Below are 20,706 nucleotides of genomic sequence, written 5' to 3'. Positions count from 1 at the left end.
AGAAAATATAATGTTAAAACTTATAGCCGTTGTCTAGAGTGTAGCAGTGGACATTGAAATGCCGCGAGGATATCGAATTGCTATCTTCGCATTCAAATTATACCGTGCGGGAGTATAACGAATGTACCACTGTTATTGTCTTGCGGACGTGCTAATCTGTTGCTTCCGAATACCTAGTTCCCACTAGAGTCACGTTCCTTCGATGTAATCACTGGAACCGACTGAGAGGCCGGAAGCGTGGTTGTTGACGAACGGCACAGAAGCGACTGGTATGGTCTATGAGTGGTATCTGCGCAATCAGGTTGTGACTGGCTGATCCGGTGGATTGGAGACAACCTATCGACGATACTATCGAGCAGGGAACCGATCACACTCTGCTCACTCTTGTATATTGACTATACCGAACAAAATCTCGGTTACTCTGGTTCCTGACGCGCTGGCCGGTGCGTGGCTGAGGCCTACGGACAGAGCGCAGAGGGTATGTTGTTGTCGTCAGGAGTATTCCCCGCGCTAGCAAGCAAGCCCGATTCGGAATTAACGAACATAGCTAAAATTCAAGTCGCTCGAAGGGGTTTCAGGGGGATTCACAGCACTCGCCACGACCGGTTGACTCAGGTAGAGGGCGTCTGAAACGCGACTCCACATCGGTGAGTCGCCGGTGCTGTCTCTGGGACATATACCTGTAACAACGCTCTGCAAAGGTGCCCATAGTATTTGAGATATGTGAATACTACTCACCGCTGGCGGCTGCGGACTCCAAATTGATCTCGATGATGTTTGCTGCCTCCATTACCAATTCTGGAAGGTCATTGTAGAGGTAGTCACCGGAGAGCCGCGTTTTCGGTGCGGTCACACTGATTGCTCCACAGACCGTACCGTCCACGTCTTGAATCGGAGCGCCTACAGACCGCATGCCCCGAATTTCCTCCTCATCGTTTACCGCGTACCCCCGCGCTCGAATTTCTTCGAGTTCTTCCCGTAGCTCGTCGGGGTCAGTGATTGTCTGCTCTGTCTGCTGAACAAGTCCTTCGGTAGCCACTGTTTCAGTGACCCGATCGTCATCGAAATATGCCAGCAGCGCTTTTCCGGTCGCAGTACAGTGGAGGTACTGTGGGGATTCCCTGGTTCGCCGTTGATAATCCACAGCGACAGTTTCGCCCCCATTATGCTCGTACAGCGTCACCTCCCTGCTCCGGTACGCAACTGTGAGATGGACCCATTCGTTTGTCTCTTCGGCTAGGCGCTTCACTTCCTCTTTTCCGAGCTGATAGAGGTCGATCCGATTCCGAACGCTTTCACCGAGTGGTATGAACCGCAGCCCCAACCGATATACCCCGTCTGACTTATCGATAAAGCCCTCAGCAACGAGTGTCTGTAGGTACGTATGTAGTGTACTTTTGGCAACATCTATATTCCCACAGAGATCGGAAAGCGTCGCCTCAGACTGTGACTGAAGTTCACGCAGGACCTCACTGGCAGTCTGCATTGACTTGATTCGTCGGGTCGATGGCTCGCGTTCAGTCATGTGCTGATTCTCGTTTATCATGGTTATATGATTTTGGTATATCGAATGCACAGTCTGTTGCTGTAGCCCTCTTCGTCTAAGATATATGCGCCAGATTGGGATGGTCCGCCTCAGTGGACTGGATCTTGAAGCACAATCCAATCCGACCCGGATATATCGACTGTCAGCAGCACTCCCCTACATGAACTTTTATTAATGATGATGTCGATGGAGCAAACGACATGCGCTGTTGCCATAGTCGGTGTAGTCGCCAAACTGGCCGTATAGCGACTGAAAAGCCGATACGGACCTCATCGGCAGGAACAGATTTTGATGCAGATACAGCATTGCGCAACGAGCGGAATGGCGATACGTAACCGAATCAATAAGAATGAGTTCTGAATTCGACATCAAGCTGTACGACGACATTGACCCCGAAGACCGACCCTCTCTGGTAGAGGCGCTGATACCGATTATTGGGATGCTAACCGCACTGGGGATAGGTATCGGAATTTACGGGCTTGACCCGCAGTTCCCCCTCCTCTGGGGGATTGCCTTCACTGGCCTGTTCAGTTACTTCCGATTCGACATCTCCTGGGACGAGATGTACTCCGGGATCACACACACGTTGCTGATGGGCATTCAGGTCGTGTTCATCCTGTTTATTGTCTATGCGCTCATCTCGACCTGGATACAGGCCGGAACGATTCCGACGCTCATGTACTATGGCCTTGACCTGCTGCACCCGATAGTGTTCCTCCCGCTCACAGCGATCATTACTGCGGCGATAACGTTTGCTATCGGGTCATCGTGGACCGCGGCGGGGACGCTCGGCGTTGCCTTCATCGGAATCGGTTCTGGACTTGGACTCCCTGAACCGATGACTGCAGGGGCAATCCTCACCGGCGCATACACGGGTGACAAGCAGTCACCGCTCTCGGACACGACAAACCTCGCTTCGGCGGTGACGAACACTGATCTGTACGATCATATCAATGCGATGCGGGCAGGGACGTTCCTTGCCTTCTCCATCGCTGTCGTCCTATACGCCGGCCTCGGCATCCGCGCATCAGGGGCTATTCCTGTTGACCGGATCGCTGAGATCCAGACGGCGCTTACGGGCTCGTTCACGATCTCACCGCTTGCCTTCTTCCCGCTTCTCGTGACATTCGGACTGGCCATCTACGGCATCTCTGCAATTCCAGCTCTCGGTGCTGGTGTCTTTGCCGGCGCGATAACCTCGGCCGTGCTTCAGGGCAACTCGTTCACGTCGGTCTGGACCGTCGCACAGAGTGGGACAAGCCCGGAAACAGGGATGGAACTCGTAAACGGCCTCCTCGCAAGCGGTGGCATGGTTGGCGGTGCATGGGCCGTAACAATTGCCATCGCCGCACTCGCACTGGGTGGGCTGTTTGAGTGTACTGGAATTATCGCCGTTCTAGCCCATCACCTCGGCCAGCTCAGCAAGAGCGTTGGTAGTCTCACTGGTATTACGGTCCTGTCGTCAGTCTCGATGAACGTCCTTGCGGCAGAACAGTACATCAGTATCGTTGTTCCCGGCGTGACGCTGGGCAGTCTCTACGAGGAGAAGGGGCTCAAGACAGAGAACCTTTCGCGGGCGATTGAGTCCTCCGGGACCGTCACAAGTGCGCTCATTCCATGGAATAGCGGCGCAGTGTTCATGGCTGGCACGCTTGGTGTCAGCACGTTCCAGTATGCGCCGTATTACTTCCTGGGCTTCCTCTCGCCGCTCATCCTCATCCTCATGGGAGTTACCGGCTGGCAGATCACATACACTGAGGCCGAGGCTGACGACCATATGACGAGTAACGTGGCTGCACCGGCAGATAGTGACTGATCACACTATTCGAAGAGTGACCATGTGAGAACCCAGATCCTATCTGGAATACACAGTGCACCTCCGGTCTCGCAACCTGCTGCCTACTGGGTCGAGTGTAGCAGTGAGTGAAATACAGTAACTGACACAGCCTGATCGAAAAGGTTGGAAAAACTGAAAATATAGGTTTTGATACTATATCTGATTAATTGAGAAATGCACTAAACACGCCTTCGACGTGTAGAATTAAGCGGCTATTCTTTGAAGATTAAAACCGCAGCATCTCACAATCTAGCGTCCTACTGCCAACTATTACGAGTTTTACGCTCAGTATGCCGATTTAAGCAACTCAATAGTACAATGCCACTAGGTATAGTGGAAAAGTAACGTTGTGAGCAAATCTGTATAAAAAGAGCACGAGGAGCGCTAAACGAACTGAATGACGCAATCTCATTCGGTGCTGATAGACCAGTTGAACTTGAGTTAGTGTCTCGTCGCGTTACGGAGACGGCACAATGAACGGAACTGTTCTCCAAATAATAACATATCTTACTTATATTGGAATATTACACGACTACAGAATGGAACGTGCTGCTTGAAGGAGGCTGTGTTTTACTTATGCCACTGCTTCGTGGCTGGTGGGTCGACACCTGTAAAGTGTTCGCCGCGTGAAAACGCCTGAAATAGGTGGCAGTAGCACTTGAATGGGCCGCACTGACAGTAGCTACTGCAACCCAGTTCACAACACGTTACCGGGCACTGGTTCAGTTGCTGCCCCGTTCAGACCACCACAACACGGTCGGTCTGCCAGCAGCCTCGAAACTCACCGACGGACTGCACTGACAGACCGAACTCGTACGTGGTTGTTCGGCCATCCGGCCCTGTCACCGTCACCCGCTGTTCAGCATAGTTCTCATCCCGCTCGACAGGGCCCCGCACAGCCTCCTCAAAGTCGATCATCGGCCGGTACTGTGGTGACTGGACCATGGCTATGAACCGGTCAAGCGGGCCAGTAGAGCGGCGGTTGGCCGGGGAGGCGAAGTTGTACGCCGTCATGATTCCCGCGTTCTCAAACGGGTCGTCATTTGTTTCCAGCGCGTCAAGCTGCAGGGAAACGGCGTCGCCGGGGCTGTACGTCTCACGAGGCGTCGGAAGGTCGGCCACCGGATATTCGCGTTCAGACATTGGTATCGTAGGGACGAGCGCGTACCTGCAACAGGTGCTGTATCAGCATGAATGGCACGCCTGAGCAGCCATAGGCCGGACATCGACGGGAGTTTGTGTTACCGCTAACTACAACAGCCAACTGCGAACATGGCCCCACTCAGGGACGCACTTATCGACTGTATGCTGCTAGATGAGGAGAGATTTCGCCGTCGGCTTCCAGACATTGTCGAAACACACAATCTCCAGAGTGTTGACCTGGAACTCGCTGACGAGTCACCGACTGACATCCTCCAAGACCTCGATGGGTTCGAGCCCAGCTCTGTGACGGCGTCTGAGCGGGAACGCATCGCCAGAATGGTGCGACTCGGGACGGTCCCGCTGGGTCTGACGCTCACTGGCCCGGCGTATCAGGATAATCCAGTCCGATACGCGACACAGACGTTTCAGGAGATGACCGGGTACTCGCTAGCAGCGCTTCGCGGCGAGAACCTTCGATTGCTGCAGGGGCCAGCAACTGACGCCGATGCAATCGCAACGCTTCAGGAAGGGATCGATATCTGGGAACAGCGGACCGTCGAACTGTGGAACTACCGAGCGGACGGGAAACGCTTCAGAAACCGAGTGACGATAGTGCCGCTTACCGGCCCCGATGGTTCCATCACGAACTGGCTCGGGGTGCAGAAAGCTATCGACACGCCGGACACCTGACTGTCGGTGGCACCGCTCAGAACGCGTCTCTGACCGGTTGGCCGGTCAGCTTGCGATGTAGAGGAGATGCACCAGCACAGCTGTCATCCCGGCAGCAATCATCAACGCCCATCCAGTCCGCCGGACACGCCGCCCGTACTCGCTTAGGTCGTTGTCTTCAGTTCCGAGTATCGTGATGAGCCGACTCGGATGCCTGAATGGACTCGGCGGCTTCGGGTCTGGGAGTCGCCGCCGGAGTTGCTGGTACTCGGCGAACGACCAGCCGCCGTACAGGCACAGTGAGAGGATCATCCCGACCCAGAAGCTGAACCCCGCGAGCATCGGGAGCCCGATCGGCCCCAGAAGTTCTGCCTGAATCTCCTGTGGCGGGCCTCCAAATTCACCGGGGGTGTTGAGAAGGCCGAACACCAGCGCGACCATCGAGAGCCAGAACCCGACGAAACAGACACCGAGTCCCTGTTTCGATAGCCGGTGGAGTGTCTCGCCGTGACTGTCAACCCACGTCTCGTGTTGTGCTGACTGCATTTCGTTCGCGGGCCGTAGTTCCTGTTGGCCCGGATTCTTGGGCCCCAGCCCGGCCAGCACGCCGATGACGGAGAGAAAACCGCCAATGGTGATGGCCCGCAGTGGGAACGGCGTCCGCTCTCGAATCAGGAACGCGTCGTCCGGGTCGGCTGGTGAGACGTATGCGCGGGCCGTCGTTCCCGGCTCGTAGGACTCGACCACCGACTCCGCCCTCGATCGGTCGGAGTACGTCCGGACGCCTGTGCTCGGGAACACCTGCTCGCTGGTGTAGGTCTCCCCCTGATATTTGTACGTGTACTGAATTTCCGGTTCGTAATCGATTCCTCGCCCGCCGTCCATTCGATCGACACTGGAATCGGTGATGGTTGCCTGGACGGCAACGGCGTTGTCGACCGCCTGTGACTGCTGGACGTAGTCGTACCCGCCGAACCCGAGCAGACCGGTGGCAAGGAGCAGCAAAAGTGCGCTCTTCTGTGAAAGGTGGAGGGTCGTGATTCCGACCGAGACCTTCATATCAATACACAGTATTGTATCCCACTCGTATGAGCGTAGCGCTCGAAACACGCCACTCCACAGCCCGGTCGCGTTCTATCAGGGAGCAACCGAATCGAGACGCTACCCCTCGTCTGCCTTCCCATCGCGTCGGTCACGCTCTCTCGCTTCCGGGTCCCGCTCTGCTGGGTTGCCGTGTCCGCCGCCGCCAGGCGTTCGGACGGAGACGGTCGTCCCAGCCTCGATATCAATGGAGGCCTTGGCAGGGACTGGCTCGCCGTCGACCAGATTCTCCCCTGTCGTGCCGTCCTCGCCGCCAGCGATTCCAGCAGGGGCCGTCCGCCGGCGCTCCGTCAGCAGTGACACGGTGGCGTCGGTCTCGACGGTGACGGTGCGTTCGAGCCCCAGCCCGCCGCGGTATCGACCGTCGCCGCCGCTTGACGGACGCAGCGCGTACCGCTCGACCCGGAGCGGATACTCTGTCTCCATCGCCTCGACGGGCGTATTGAGCGTGTTCGTCATGCCGACCTGCACGCCGTCCATCCCGTCTTTCTCGGGTCGGGCACCGAACCCACCGCCGATGGTCTCGTAGTAAGTAAACTCACCAGTTCGGTCGCCGATGATGAGGTTGTTCATCGTTCCCTGTCCACCGGCAGGGACTTTGTCGGGGACTGCCGTGGCGAGCGCCGCCAGCGTGACATCCATGACGCGCTGGCTGGTCTCGACGTTGCCGCCGACGACCGCGGCTGGCGGGTTCGGATTGAGCACTGACCCTTCGGGTGCGGATACGGACACCGGCTCGTAACAGCCGTGGTTCGGCGGAATCTCCGGGTCGGTGATAGCTCGGACGACGAAGTAGACCGCGCTCTTCGCGACTGAAAGCGGCGCGTTCAGGTTGCCCGCCACCTGGTCGGCAGTCCCGGTGAAGTCGACAGCTATCGAGGCCCCATCGATGGTGACGGCCACGTCAATCGGGATGTCGGTATCGGTCACACCGTCACCTTCGAGGATATCCTTCGCGCGATACGTTCCGTCCGGGAGAGCATCGAGTTCAGCCTTGACCCGCTCGCGGGAGTACTCGATGACGGCATTGAATGCGTCGAGCAGCGTCGGCCCGTGTTCTTCGAGGAGTTCACCGATGCGTTCCTCGGCCCGGGCGTTGGCGGCGCGCTGGGCCCGGAGGTCCGCCTCACGCTCGTCTGGCGTCCGGACGTTGGCACGGATGAGGTCGTGGACCGCCTCGTTGGGTTCGCCGCCGTCGACGAGCCGAACTGCCGGCAGTCGGAGTCCCTCCTCGTAAATCTCCTGTGCGCCCGGTGGCATACTCCCCGGCGAACTTCCGCCCACGTCGGCGTGATGAGCCCGCGAGACAGCGTATCCAATCACCTCGTCGTTTGGTGCGATCGTCGAGACGAGCGTGATGTCCGGAAGGTGCGTCCCGCCGGCGAACGGGTCGTTGACGATGAACACGTCGCCCGGTTTCGGGTCTTTTTCGAGGACAATATCCACCGCATCGGGCATCGCGCCGAGGTGGACCGGGATGTGTTCCGCCTGTGCGACCATCCGACCCGACGCGTCGAAGAGCGCCGTCGAACAGTCCTGTCGCTCCTTGATGTTCGGGGAGTACGCCCCGCGGATGAGCACGTGGCCCATCTCGGTTGCAACGCTTTCTAGCTGGTTCCTGAGGATTTCCAGCGTTACAGGGTCGATTGTCTCCTGTCCGTCACTCGATGTCGTAGCTTCGTCGTTCATGTGTCGCTCACCGCCGCTGTCAGTGTCCCGTCATCGCGCACCCGGACGTTCCACGCCGGTGGGATGACGATTGTGCTCTCATCGCCCTCGACAATCGCGGGGCCGTCGATGCTATCCTGTGGTTGCAGTTTCGCTCGCTCGTAGACCGGGGTTTCGCGGACCTCGTCGGCGAACACCGCCTCTCGAGGGCCCTTCTGTGGGTCGCCTTCGGCAGTGTACTTGACCGGCGGCGCGCTCCGTTCGACGGTCGTCGTCACGCGACAGTTCACCAGGTCGACCGACTCGTCCGCTCGATAGCCGTAGGCAGACTCGTGGGCTTCGGCGAACCGCTCGCGGGCGTCCGCGGTGTCAAACGGTCGGTCGACATCCACGGTAAGCTCGAAACTCTGGCCGGCGTACCGGAAGTCGGCGGAGTACCGTACTGTCGCCGCCTCGCGGTCACTGACCTCAGCCAGCAGTTCTTCGGACAACTCCTCGTAGACTGTGTCAACATCCTCTGGGTCGACCGCGTCGAGTGACCGCTGATACGTCCGTACTGCGTCGCGCTTCTCGTCGGCCGCGAGCAGACCGTATGCCGACAGCACACCTGAGGCGCGTGGAATCACCACCCGGTCGATATCGAGGCTATCCGCGATGGATACCGCGTGCATCGGCCCGGCACCCCCGAACGCGGCGAGCTCGAACTTCCGCGGGTCGTACCCGCGCTCGACGGTCACAGAACGGATGGCCCTGGTCATGTTCGCGTTTGCGACGCGGTAGACGCCACGGGCGGCTTCTACGGGCCCGTCGAAACCCGCCTCGTCGGCGAGATCTGCAAGCGCGTCGTAGGCCGCATCCGAATCGAGCGAGAGTTCGCCACCCAGACTCGTGCTCTCACCAATATAGCCCAGCACGAGATTCGCGTCGGTGACCGTCGGCTCAGTTCCGCCCTTCCCGTAGCAGGCAGGGCCGGGGTCGGCTCCGGCAGAGCGCGGTCCGATGCGGAGTGCGCCCCCGGCGTCGACCCAGGCGATGGACCCGCCACCTGCACCGACTGTTTCGACGTCGACCATCGGCGTCTTGATCGGCCGCTCGTTGATGACGCCCTCCGTCGTCCGTTCGGCTTCGCCATCGCGGACGAGACTCACGTCGCTGGAGGTCCCGCCCATATCGAACGTAACGAGCCCGTCCTGTTCGTCGGCCGCCATCGACCCTGCCCCAACGACCCCGGCGGCAGGGCCCGAGAGGACGGTCGTCACGGCGTTCCGCCTGACAGTGTCGGCATCGGTGATGCCGCCGTTGGCCTGCATAATTCGGGGCTGTGGGACTCCGAGTTCCCGCGCTCGGTCGGTGAGGCGACTGACGTAGTGGTCAATCGCCGGGCGTACGTATGCGTCGACGGCCGTCGTTGACGTTCGTTCGTACTCGCGGAACTCAGCGAGGACTTCGTGGGAGGCTGAGACGGGAACATCGAGTTCGTCGCGCAGGATTTCTGCCACCTGGCTTTCGTTTTCCGGGTGCGCGTATGCATGCAAGAGCGAGACGGCAACGGACTCGATATCTATTTCGCGCAACTGCTCGGCGATTGACCGCACTTCGTCCTCGTTGACGGGCTGTTCGACGCCGTCGGTGGTCGTCCGCTCGGACACTTCGAAGCGTCGGCGTCTGGGAACCAGCGGTGTTGGCTTTTCGGCGGATAGGTCGTACAGCGACGGGCGGTCTTGGCGGCCGATTTCCAGAACATCCCGGAATCCATCGGTTGTGACGAGTGCCGTCTTTGCGCCGTTCTCTTCGAGGAGCGCGTTGACTGAGACGGTCATCGCATGAGAGAACTCGCTCACAGTCTCCGGGTCGATGTCGGCCGCGTCACAGGCCTTCTCGATCCCGGCGATAACGCCCTCGCTCTGGTCTTCAGTGCTCGGGACTTTCGCGGTCACGAGTTCGCCGTCGAGCGACAGCGTCACATCGGTGAACGTTCCACCGACGTCGACGCCGATCCGCCGGTCTCCCATCTACAGCACCCCCGCGACGCTGAGCAGCGTCCGAACGCCGAGCCACACGACGATGAGCGTCACAATCGCGCCGAGGGCGTTCGCAATCGACCCGTTCGTGTACTCGCCGAGGAGGTCCCGCTGGTTCATCGCGTATATCAGGAATACCGCGACGATCGGCAATAAAATCCCGTTGACCACCTGTGCAAACACGATGATCTGGACGGGGCTGCCGCCCAGCAACACCGAAAGAACCCCGACACTGAGGATCGTCCCCCAGACCGCACGGAACTGTGTGCTCTGCATATCCGAATCCCAGCCGAGTGCACCTGTGGTCGCCCACGCGCCCGCGAGTGGTGCTGTCGTCGCGCTCGTGAACCCGGCGGCAAAGATGCCGATGCTGAAGAACAGTTCGGCGTACGGACCCGCGATGGGTCGCAGCTGTTCGGCCATCCGGCCGATATCGCTGATCTGGGTTCCTGGCTCGAACGCTGCAGCCGCGGTGACCATAATCGTAATCGTGATGACGCCGCCTGCGACGATCGAGAGCACCGTGTCGATGCGGGAGTGGCCGATATCGTCGGGACCGCTCCACCGCTCCTGGACGTTACTCGCATGCAGGAACAGGTTGTACCCGACGATGGTCGTTCCGATGAGGCCGGTGATGAGGTACAGCGACCCCGAGGGGATACCGGGGACGAACCCCATCGCAATCGCACCGGGATCGGGACCGATGAGGATCGCCGATGCTACGAACGAGAACGCCATCACGGCAACCAGACCAATGAGCGCTCGCTCGATCAGCTTGTAGCGCCCAGTGTAGAGCAGGAGTCCGGCCACGAGTCCCATCACGACCCCCCACACCGTCGAGTCGATACCAGTAATCGTCGCGAGCCCTGCGGCACCGCCGAGGATATTCCCGGCCTCGTAGGCGGCGGTCCCGACGCCGATCGCGCCGACAACGAGGAATATACTCACGTACTCGACGATCTGATTGTCGAACCGCTCTCGAAGTGCTTCGCCGAGCCCCTCCCCCGAGACAAGACCCAGTCGCGCACTCATTTCCTGGAGAACGATCGTTGCAACAATTGAGAAGACCATTGTCCACAGGAGTGCGTAGCCAAACTCCGCCCCGGTAACACTCGCAGTCGTGACCGTGCCTGGGCCGATGAACGCGGCGGCGACCATCGCTCCCGGGCCGACGGCTTTGAGTCGTTTTGTAATGCTCATGATTGTTAGTTTTGATAGCCACTGTCACGGTCCCAGCAGGTAATGAAAAACATTGTTAAGACCTGTGTGTGGCCGGAACATCGGTCGTATGAACCCTGTGTCTGTGTCACCAAGTGTGTGAACTAGTAAGAACCCCCACACCCACCGATTTGAGTCTGTTTACGTCCCGTGCCGGGGGTATTCACGGTTCTCGCTCTCTCAGTAGAACTTTCGAAACACTCTCGTCGACTTCAATTTCGAACGGGAGGTCGGCGATGCTACCACGGATGAACCGAATCATCAACCACCGCACCGACTCGGATGGGAACACCACGTGGAAACTCCCTTTTTCGTCCCGCCGAACGGTCAGGAACCCACACAGCGAGAGCCATTCGAGAACATCTTCGAGCGAATCGAACCGCTCAGCGTATTCCTGAGCGTGGTACTGTGCCACCTGATCGATCATCTCGAGAACCTCCTCGTCCTGTTCTGCCGGATCGCTAAACTGACTCAGGAGTGCGTGAAGCAAGTCGACGTCCAGCAAGACGTGCTCGCCCGTCGAGAGCATCTCGTAGTACGTCTGGAGGTGGTCGCTGTCACTCGCGTGTGCCGAGTCGAAGTTTGCCGCGTAGAATGCGATTGCCTCGCGGATCAGCTGGCTCTGGCTTTCCCCAGTTCGGTCGGTCAGCCCCTCTAACGTCGCCTTGGTCTCCTCGTCGAGAGAGACGGTGACGCGGTCGGTTGGCATAGTGCCCCTCCTCACTGGATGGCCTTAATATCGTGTTGTTTGGTGACAGAGCGCTCTCAAGCATGGCAGCGAGACCAGTGCGTCAGTGCCTGCGGGATGTCCGTGATGTGTCTTCGTGAGGCCCAGCCGCCGGCCCATGGCGCTCACCCGAAATCAGCGCAGAAATAAGTAAATATTAAATCATTCACCAACAAATGAGTTCAGAAATCTGGTGTTTATTATTGAACCATTCATCCAGCACGCGGCAACTGAACCATACCTTTCCCGACAGGTGTCGACGTCCCGAACGAGCGGCCACGCTTAGCGCCACCGTTCATAGCGATAGCTTCGCGCCCGGGAGCAGCAGATGAGAGACGCCGGGAGTCCACTCGACACGGCTCAGGTTCTTGTTGTCGGTTCGACGACCTGGAGCGAGCCGTTCTCAGAAGCTCTCACAGCAAGCACCGAGGCCACTATCCGCACTGTTGAGACGACATCGGAAGCCCTCGATACCGTTCGGCAGCGCTCGGTCGATTGTCTCGTCACGGGAGCGTCACTCGATGACGAAAGTGGGATTGGGCTGGTCCGACAGCTCCAAGAGTCGGCTCCGGCCCTCCCAGTCGTTCTCGGGACCACGGATGGAAGCGAAGCCCTAGCGAGTGAGGCAATCGAGGCCGGCGTTTCCGACTACGTTCCCCTCACAGGAACGGACGGCCTGCGGATAGACGAGTTGATTGAGCGAACCGGGAAGGCGCTCCAGTCCGCTCGGCAAGCGATCACGCAGCGCGAACGGGCACGGCAGTTCGACGCCGTCTTTCACGACACACAGACGGCCACGTGGGTCCTCGATCCGGACGGCTCGCTCACCCGTGTGAATCAGACGGGACGAGCAATGCTTGATGCGGACGCAGACACGGTCATCGGTGACCTGTTCTGGACGCTGCCGTGGTGGTCACAGTCCGACGCGACAGAACGCGACATCCGGAACCTCGTCGCGGCTGCACGCGACGGGCAGTTCGGTAACGCAGTCGTTCACCGGCCGGCCACGGCTACGAATCGCGTTATCGAGCTTTCAGTCCGGCCGGTCGAGAACGACTTCGGCGAGGTCACCTCGATCGTGATTGAAGGGATCGACATCACGGAGCAGGTCACCCTCGACCGTGACCTCCGTCAATCTGAGGAACTCCACCGGGTCACGCTCAGCAATATGACCGACACCGTCCTCATGACGAACGAGGCCGGGGACTACACCTACGTCTGCCCGAACGTGCACTTCATTTTCGGCTACACCGACGAAGAGATCCGCCAGCAGGGAACGATCGACACGCTCCTTGGTGAGAACCTGTTCGACCGAGCGGAACTCGCCGAGAAGGGCGTTCTCAAAAACATCGAGTGTACCGTCACCGACAAAGCGGGTCACGAGCACACGTTGCTGGTCAACGTCCGCGAAGTCTCCATTCAGGACGGCACACTGCTGTATAGCTGTCGGGATATCACGAAACGGAAACGGCGTGAGGAAGCGTTGACGACGCTACAGGAGACCGCACGGGAGTTCCTCTACACGGAAACCAATCAGGAAATCGCCCAGCACATTGTCGATGACGTCCTCAGTGTGTTCGACGTTTCCGCGAGTGCCATCTATCTGCACGACGCCGAGACGAACGAACTCCGCCCGGTCGCACAGTCACAGGCGATGACCGAACACCACGGGCCGCTCCCGGCCGTCCGAACGAATGCCGACACACTTCCAAGCCACAGCTTCGTCAAGGATGAGACACTCGTGTTCGACGATGTCCACACGTCGGACCGACTGGAAAACCGGGCAACCGACCTCCGTAGTGTCATGTTCATTCCGCTCGGCAACCACGGCGTGTTCGTTGCTGGGTCGACGGCCGTCGGGGCGTTCGACGACGTGACACAGGAACTCACCGACCTGCTTGCCGCCACCGCCGAGGCTGCCCTCGACCGGGTCGCCCGGGAATCCCAGCTTCGGAAACAGGACCGCGAACTTCAGCGACAGAACGAGCAGCTGACTGCTCTGAATCAGATCAACAATACGATTCGGGAGATCGACCAGACGATTGTCAGCGCCGAAACGAAGGAAGAGATCACCCACACTGTCTGTGAACGGCTCACTGACACAGACCGATTCAAATTCGCGTGGATCGGGAGCGTCAACCCGGGCGGTACTACCGTCGAACCGCGAGCGTGGGCCGGCACCGAACAGGGGTATCTCGACAGTCAGTCAATCGCGGTCGCGGCCTCCGAAACCGACCCCGCGGGCCAGACGGCTGCGACCGGCGACGTGACGATGATATCCAACGTCGCCGCCGATCTTCGGAACGCGCCGTGGCGGTCGGACGCGCTCACGCGTGATTTCCTTTCTGTCCTGAGTATCCCGCTGGTGTACAACGACCTCAGGCACGGGATTCTCACCATCTATGCGGACACGAAAGACGCGTTCGATGAGACAACGCGCACAGTGTTACACGAACTCGGCGAGACGATCGCCTCGGCACTCAGCGGCATCGAACGGAAACACGCGCTGCTCACGACGTCGGTGGCCCGCGTCGAGTTCGTCATCGATGACGAGCGGTTCCTCCTGTCGCGACTCGCCCAGTCAACGGGATGTACTATTGCCTACGAAGGCGGCATCCAGCACGCACCGGCCGGTAACAGCGTGTTTGTGACGGTCGAAGACGCTGACGTGCAAGCGGTCGCGGCGGCTGCGGCTGACATGACGACGATCGACGACGTGACACAGATAAGTGACGACGACACTGACAGCGGCGTCCTGCGGCTGGAGCTGTCACAGCCGTTCCTCGCGCTGGAACTCGCCGACCACGGCGCTATCTTCCGGGAAGCGACCGCAGACCCGGAGGGAACGACACTCGTCGTCGATGTGCCCCAGAGCGTTGACGTTCGAAACATCGCACAGTTGGTCGACAGCACGTTCTCCGGCGTCAAACTCAAGCGCAAACAAACGCTTGAACGGGGTATCGAGCAGGACCGCAGTTCGGAGTTTCTCACGGACCTCACGGAGCGACAGCTCGAAGTGATTCAGACCGCCTACTACAGCGGCTACTTCGAGTCACCGCGCACAAACTCCGGTGAGGACATCGCATCGATGCTTGCGATTTCGCCACCAGCGTTCTATCAGCACGTGCGGACCGTCCAGCGGAAACTGTTCACAGCACTGTTCGAAGAACGGAGCGTTTCGGGCCGGGAGTCCTAGAGGGGTTCAATAATAAACAACCAACTCTACCCCTGCCCCTTTGTTTAACCTCTGAATATTCCTTTGATGTCCTTCTATTCCTTAATCGAGTACTGGCGGTCGGACACCGCCACTCGTGAATACATATGAGAGATGTAGAGCAAGACCACGGCGAGAAGACACCGTACGAGTGCTTTGCGTGTGGCAAAGTCATCACTGCAGTGAGCCAACCGGAGAACTGTCAGGACTGTGGCGGCGAAATGCGCAACCGACTGACACCACTTGAATAACGATGGGACCAGAACTGAGCTCCGCCTCTTCGTCGGACAATTCGTCGACGCCGTCCGAGCCCGAATCAGCGCTCGAAACAGCCCGTCTGCAGCTCCACCGGGCCGCGGACCACCTCGATATCGACCCGAACATCGTCGAACGACTCAATCATCCGCAAAACGTCCACGAGGTCACTGTCCCGATCGAGCGGGACGATGGCACAGTGGAAGTGTTCACCGGCTATCGAGCCCAGCACGATAGCGTCAGGGGACCGTACAAAGGCGGGCTTCGCTATCACCCCGACGTGACGAGGGACGAATGCGTCGGCCTCGGGATCTGGATGACCTGGAAATGTGCGGTGATGGATCTCCCCTTCGGCGGCGCAAAAGGGGGTATCGCGGTCAATCCGAAAACGCTGAGCCGAGACGAAAAAGAACGGCTCACTCGCCGGTTCGCACAGGAACTCCGTGCGGTCATCGGGCCAAACCGGGACATACCAGCCCCGGATATGGGAACAGACCCACAGACGATGGCCTGGCTGATGGACGCCTACTCCATGCAGGAGGGTGAGACGATACCGGGGGTCGTCACCGGTAAGCCACCGATTGTCGGTGGGAGTGAGGGGCGTGAAGACGCGCCCGGCCGGAGCGTCGCGATTATCACACAGCAGGTCTGTGAGTACTACGACCAGCCGCTGTCTGAGACCACGGTCGCAGTACAGGGCTACGGCAGTGTCGGTGCGAATGCCGCACGGTTGCTCGACGAACAGGGCGCGACTGTCGTCGCGATCAGCGACGTGAACGGGGCAATGTACGACCCCGCCGGTATCGATACGGCGACAGTGCCATCACACGACGAGGAACCGGAGGCGGTCACCGAGTACGCCGACACCGTGATTTCGAACGACGAACTGCTGACGCTGGATGTCGACGTCCTCATTCCGGCAGCGCTCGGGAACGTCATCACCGAGGCAAACGCGGACGACATCGCTGCGGAGTACGTCGTTGAAGGGGCGAACGGCCCGACTACGTCTACCGCTGATTCGATCCTCGCTGACCGGGACGTCGTCGTGATTCCGGACATTCTGGCGAACGCCGGCGGCGTCACGGTGAGCTACTTCGAGTGGCTACAGGACATCAACCGCCGGTCGTGGTCTCTCGAGCGAGTGAACGACGAACTCGACGAAGAGATGCGAGCGGCCTGGGACGCAGTCCGAACGGAGTTCGAAAACCGCGATATCACGTGGCGCGATGCGGCGTACATCGTCGCCCTGTCCCGCATCGCGGAGGCCCACGAAGCACGGGGGCTCTGGCCGTAACACTGGGTCCGCTGATTTCATACGGGGGCCACACCGTCAGTCGGGGGCGAGAAACCGCTACCGGCGCTTCCCTCAGTAGCAAAACTCGAACCGTGCCCCGCCAGCAGCCCCTTCCGTCACACGGACGGTCCAGCCGTGCGCTTTGGCGATGTCCTCTACGATCGAGAGCCCAAAGCCAGTGCCTCCCTTGGTAGACGTAACGCCGTGTTCCAGTACGTCCCCACGCTTTGCCGGGGGGATCCCATCGCCGTCGTCCGCGACGTAGAACCCCTCACCGCCGTCTAGCTGCCCGACGGTTACCGTGACGGCTTCCCCGCCATGCTCGATAGCGTTTCTGAAGAGGTTCTCGAACAGCTGCGTCAGCCGGCCGGCGTCACCAGCCACTGTCGGGACCGTCTCAGCAACCGTCAGCGTTGCTTCGACGGTGTCGACGTATCCCCAGGCCTCCGTCGTCACGGTCGCAAGGTCGATCTGTTTCGTATCCGTAACCGTGGTCTCACCACGCGCCAGCGTCAGGAGGTCGTCGATCAGCCGCTCCATGCGGTCATGTGCCGCCTCGATCCGGTCTACGTGACTGAGGTCGCCCGACTCCTCGATGATGTCGAGAAATCCGATGGCGATGGATAGCGGATTCCGGAGGTCGTGGGCGACGACACTGGCGAACTCATCGAGCCGCTCGTTCTGTCGCTGTAGTTCGGTTTCCCGGCTTGCGCGGGTGAATGCCGCCTCGACGGTCGCGCCCAGTATCTGGAACAGGTCTACGTCTGCTTCAGAGAAGATCTGTTCCTGTGGCGTTCCGACACAAATAAGCCCAAACTCTCCCAGTGGCACGAACAGGCCACTTCTGAGGCTCCTGTCAGCTTCGCCGACCGACGCCACGGACTGGATGTCGTCGTAGCGACGCATTTCTGACGCCGCAAACGCCTCCCAGGCAAGCGACTCATCGGACTGCAACCGTGGCAGTTCACCGAACCGTTCGCTCGTGGCAGCACTCGCCGTCAGTGGAACAAGCTCGTCTGTCTGGTCGGCGTACTCCCAGATCCCGGTGAGTTCGAATCCGAGCGTCTCGACAGCAGCCTCGATAGCGATGTCGCCGATTTCCGCACTCGACTGTGCGGCACTGAGCCGCTGTGCTGTTTCCTGCAGTGAGCGGAGCTTCGACTCTAATTGCTTCTGTTCAGTGATATCCTCTAGAACAGCTAGTACGTTCGTTATTTCCCCGTCGGGAGCAGCGATCGGGGCAACCGACAGGAGCAGATCTAGTTCCTCACCGGCTTTCGTCTTCCGTCGAACCTCCTTGCCCCGAATCGGCTCGCCGCTCAATACGCGCTCTCGGTGGGATTCAAACTCAGCTTGCTGCTCGTCCGGGACAATCGGATTGAACTCGCCAAGCACCTCCGCCCGTGACCAGCCGAACATATTCTCGGCCCCGTCGTTCCAGCGGGTGACCGTTCCGTCCGTGTCGATTTCCATGACAGTGAGTGGCGTCGCCTCGATGAGTGATTCAAGTCGCTGGTTCGTCGTCTCAAGTTTACGTTCCCGCTCGACCTGTTCAGTTACGTTGCGGGCGATACCGACGATCCGGACGATCTCATCGTCAAGGATAACTGGCGCGAGGCTCGTGTCCCAGAACCGTGCGTCGTCAGCGATATCCAGTTCTTCCCGATACGAAATCGGCGCACGCTCCTCGACACAGCGCGTGTAGTTCGCCGCGAGTTCAGCACCACGTTCATCACCGAAGATGTCTCGTGGCGTCCGTCCTCGAACGTCCTCGGTTGTGAGTCCTGTCTGTGACTCGTAGCCGGGGCTGAGTCGAGCAAACTCGAACGCTCGCTCGTCACCCGCCGTATCGACGTCAAGCATGAATATGGCGTCACCGGAACTGTTGAGCAGTGCCTCGTACTCTTCAGCAAGTTCCTGGTGCGCTCGTTCCCGGGCTTTCCGCTCCGTAATATCCTGAAAAACGCCTCGAAGAACGGGCTCATCGTCTTGTGGGTCGTCGACGCGTTCTCCCCACGCCCGAACGTCGCGCACGTCGCCGTCGGTCCGAACGATCCGGAGATCGATGTCATACGGTTCCCGGTCCGCAATCGTCTGTTCCACTGCCTTCGAAATCTTGTCTCTGTCGTCAGGATGATAAAAACCAAGTGCGTCATCAAGTGACGGCTCGTACTCGTCGGCAACACCGTGAATCCGACGGACGCCGTCAGACCAGTCGAGGCTGTCCGTGGCCGGGAAATACTCCCACACACCGATATCCGCGATGTTCTGCACCCGCTCGAACAGGAACTCCTGGCGCTTAAGATCGGTCTGGTCCTGCATCCGGGATATTTCGGCGCTTACAAGCTCTGAGAGTAGCTTCACAAACGTTCGCTCAAGCGCCCCGAAGGGTGCGACTCGTGTTGCCGGACTGGAAAAGTTGACTGTCCCGTACCGGACCCCATCGACGATGAGTGGCACGCCGATATACGATTCCAACTCCAGCTCACGATACGCAGGGTGGGTCTCTTTCCCTTCAGTGACAGCGTCTGCGAACGAACAGACCGCATCTGTTCCGACCACCTCCGCGCAGTACGTCGATTCGAGGTCGAACTGGTCCCCGGATTCGATTTCCGCATCTGGGGCGTGTACTGCTCTGACTGTGTAATCGTCGCCCTGAACGTGTGAGACGATTCCGATGTCGAGCCCGAGTGTCTGACAGCCCAGATCGAGCAGTTCTTCGAGGCGCGTCTCGGCCGAGATATCACCCCTTGCCATGACGGTCTGGAGTTCCCGCAGTGCATCCCGCTCCTGCTCTAACTGTCGTTTCGCCCTGCTCTGTTCGGTAATGTCTCGGGCAACGACGAGCACCTGCCGGTCAGCGTTGCCCCGGAACGGTGTGACGCGGACATCTAACGTCCGCTTGCCGCCGTCGGTCGTCACATCGAGTTGCAGGTCCGTGTCGTACAATCCTGTCACGCCACCGTCGGTCTCGATATCATCGACCGTTGATTCGACCGCCGTTGTGAACCGCTCCGTATCGGATTTGGACATCCGGTCTCCAACGACCGCTTCCAGCTGTTGTCCCGTTATTTTGGTCGCTCTGTCTCCGCTAACCAGTCGTCTCGAAGCGGTGTTCGCGAACTCGATTGTCCCTTCGTCATCGAGAACGAACACAACGTCGTGGATATTTTCGAGGATGGCTTCACTGCGCTCTAACTCCAGTTCTCGTTCCCGCTCCGCCGTGGTCTCTTGTGAAAAGACGGTCAGACCGTCATCGTCGGGAAAGGCTCGTATTTCAACCCAGTAATCCAACGGCTCGCCAAGGTACTGTTCGAACGACACCGGGTCGCCGGTCTCCATTGCGGTTCGGTATTTCTCTTCGAGTTCCGTTCCAACTATGGAGGGAAACTCTTCCCAGATGACTGCACCGACGACAGCGTCGGGGTCGCGGTCGACGCGCTTTGCCATCTTCTCGTTTATATATTCGATACGCCATTCGTTGTCGACAGCATAAATCCCGTCAGTTGCCCGCTCAAGCGTTCGCTGGAAGCGGTCTGACAGTCGCTCGGCGGCCGCTTGCTTGCGAGCGGCCTCGGTGAGCGTCTGGATACGGCTCGCGAGCAACTCGAAACTGTTCTGGCCTGCGCGGACCGGAACGTAATCGGAGACACCCGCCTGTGTCGCTTCGCTGGCGATTCGCTCGCTCCCACGGCCGGTAAACAGGATCGTCGGTCGTTCGTCCTGTTCCGCTTGTAACCGGTCCAGAAGATCAATTCCCGTCCCGTCCGGCAATGAGTACGATGTGACCACACAATCGATAGCCGAAGTTGCAAGCAGGTCGAGAGCAGCCTCTATAGTCCCGACTGCTGTGACGTCAAAGTCAGATGAGATATTCCGGAGTTTCGTCTGCGCTAACTCAGCAAAGTCGCCATCGTCGTTTACATACAAAACGTGAATGGTATCGGGAGTCCCGTCACCGGCATAAGCCATTATTACAACTATGCATCGAGATTTTATGAATCAACCGCGCC

General features: G+C 59.2%; 13 protein-coding genes. 5 read left to right on the top strand and 8 right to left on the bottom strand.

All coding sequences use genetic code 11. The annotated features are described in order from the left end of the window. Window positions 1-730: 730 nt before the first annotated feature. Window positions 731-1,525, bottom strand: coding sequence for an IclR family transcriptional regulator (locus RR_RS03025; protein WP_049938542.1), 795 nt, complete (start codon window positions 1,523-1,525; stop codon window positions 731-733). A 370-nt stretch (window positions 1,526-1,895) separates the two neighbouring features. Between RR_RS03025 and nhaC the strand changes: the two genes are divergently transcribed. Further along, entirely contained in the window at window positions 1,896-3,362 is a 1,467-nt protein-coding gene (gene nhaC / locus RR_RS03020) for a Na+/H+ antiporter NhaC (RefSeq protein ID WP_004965630.1), read from the top strand. A gap of 759 nt (window positions 3,363-4,121) precedes the next feature. On the opposite strand, the gene RR_RS03015 is transcribed toward nhaC, so the two are convergent. Further along, a complete protein-coding gene (locus RR_RS03015) occupies window positions 4,122-4,526 on the bottom strand; it encodes a DUF4864 domain-containing protein (protein WP_011222611.1) in 405 nt (134 codons plus the stop codon). 129 nt (window positions 4,527-4,655) lie between these two features. Between RR_RS03015 and RR_RS03010 the strand changes: the two genes are divergently transcribed. Continuing rightward, entirely contained in the window at window positions 4,656-5,216 is a 561-nt protein-coding gene (locus tag RR_RS03010) for a PAS domain-containing protein (protein WP_011222610.1), read from the top strand. Between the two features lie 45 nt (window positions 5,217-5,261). Here the strand turns inward: RR_RS03010 and RR_RS03005 are convergent, their stop codons facing one another. The 5 genes from RR_RS03005 to RR_RS02985 form a co-directional block, all read right to left on the bottom strand. Then, on the bottom strand, window positions 5,262-6,254 hold the full coding sequence (locus RR_RS03005; protein WP_011222609.1) for a DUF3592 domain-containing protein: 993 nt from the start codon (window positions 6,252-6,254) through the stop codon (window positions 5,262-5,264). A 102-nt stretch (window positions 6,255-6,356) separates the two neighbouring features. After that, window positions 6,357-7,985: a hydantoinase B/oxoprolinase family protein gene (locus tag RR_RS03000; RefSeq protein WP_011222608.1), complete on the bottom strand. Its 1,629-nt coding sequence runs from the start codon at window positions 7,983-7,985 to the stop codon at window positions 6,357-6,359. Continuing rightward, window positions 7,982-9,976, bottom strand: a complete 1,995-nt coding sequence (locus RR_RS02995; protein ID WP_011222607.1) for a hydantoinase/oxoprolinase family protein — start codon at window positions 9,974-9,976, stop codon at window positions 7,982-7,984. Before RR_RS02995 ends, RR_RS03000 begins: the two co-directional genes overlap by 4 nt. After that, entirely contained in the window at window positions 9,977-11,185 is a 1,209-nt protein-coding gene (locus RR_RS02990) for an Nramp family divalent metal transporter (protein WP_004965643.1), read from the bottom strand. Between the two features lie 181 nt (window positions 11,186-11,366). Next, a complete protein-coding gene (locus tag RR_RS02985) occupies window positions 11,367-11,912 on the bottom strand; it encodes a ribbon-helix-helix protein, CopG family (protein ID WP_004965646.1) in 546 nt (181 codons plus the stop codon). Between the two features lie 346 nt (window positions 11,913-12,258). Between RR_RS02985 and RR_RS02980 the strand changes: the two genes are divergently transcribed. From RR_RS02980 to gdhB, 3 genes are all read left to right on the top strand, one after another. Continuing rightward, window positions 12,259-15,126 carry a bacterio-opsin activator domain-containing protein gene (locus RR_RS02980; protein ID WP_011222606.1) on the top strand — a complete coding sequence of 956 codons (2,868 nt, stop codon included), beginning with the start codon at window positions 12,259-12,261 and terminating at the stop codon, window positions 15,124-15,126. A gap of 125 nt (window positions 15,127-15,251) precedes the next feature. After that, window positions 15,252-15,395: a rubrerythrin-like domain-containing protein gene (locus tag RR_RS21870; protein ID WP_007190230.1), complete on the top strand. Its 144-nt coding sequence runs from the start codon at window positions 15,252-15,254 to the stop codon at window positions 15,393-15,395. Between the two features lie 2 nt (window positions 15,396-15,397). Further along, a complete protein-coding gene (gdhB, locus tag RR_RS02975) occupies window positions 15,398-16,693 on the top strand; it encodes a glutamate dehydrogenase GdhB (protein ID WP_004965653.1) in 1,296 nt (431 codons plus the stop codon). A 72-nt stretch (window positions 16,694-16,765) separates the two neighbouring features. On the opposite strand, the gene RR_RS02970 is transcribed toward gdhB, so the two are convergent. Beyond that, window positions 16,766-20,665, bottom strand: coding sequence for a PAS domain S-box protein (locus RR_RS02970; protein ID WP_011222605.1), 3,900 nt, complete (start codon window positions 20,663-20,665; stop codon window positions 16,766-16,768). Window positions 20,666-20,706 lie beyond the last annotated feature (41 nt).

The organism is Haloarcula marismortui ATCC 43049 (assembly GCF_000011085.1).
In the GTDB taxonomy this organism is placed as follows: domain Archaea; phylum Halobacteriota; class Halobacteria; order Halobacteriales; family Haloarculaceae; genus Haloarcula; species Haloarcula marismortui.
The sequence above is the reverse complement of the archived record's forward strand: the minus strand, read 5'-3'. Positions and strand labels throughout refer to the sequence as shown.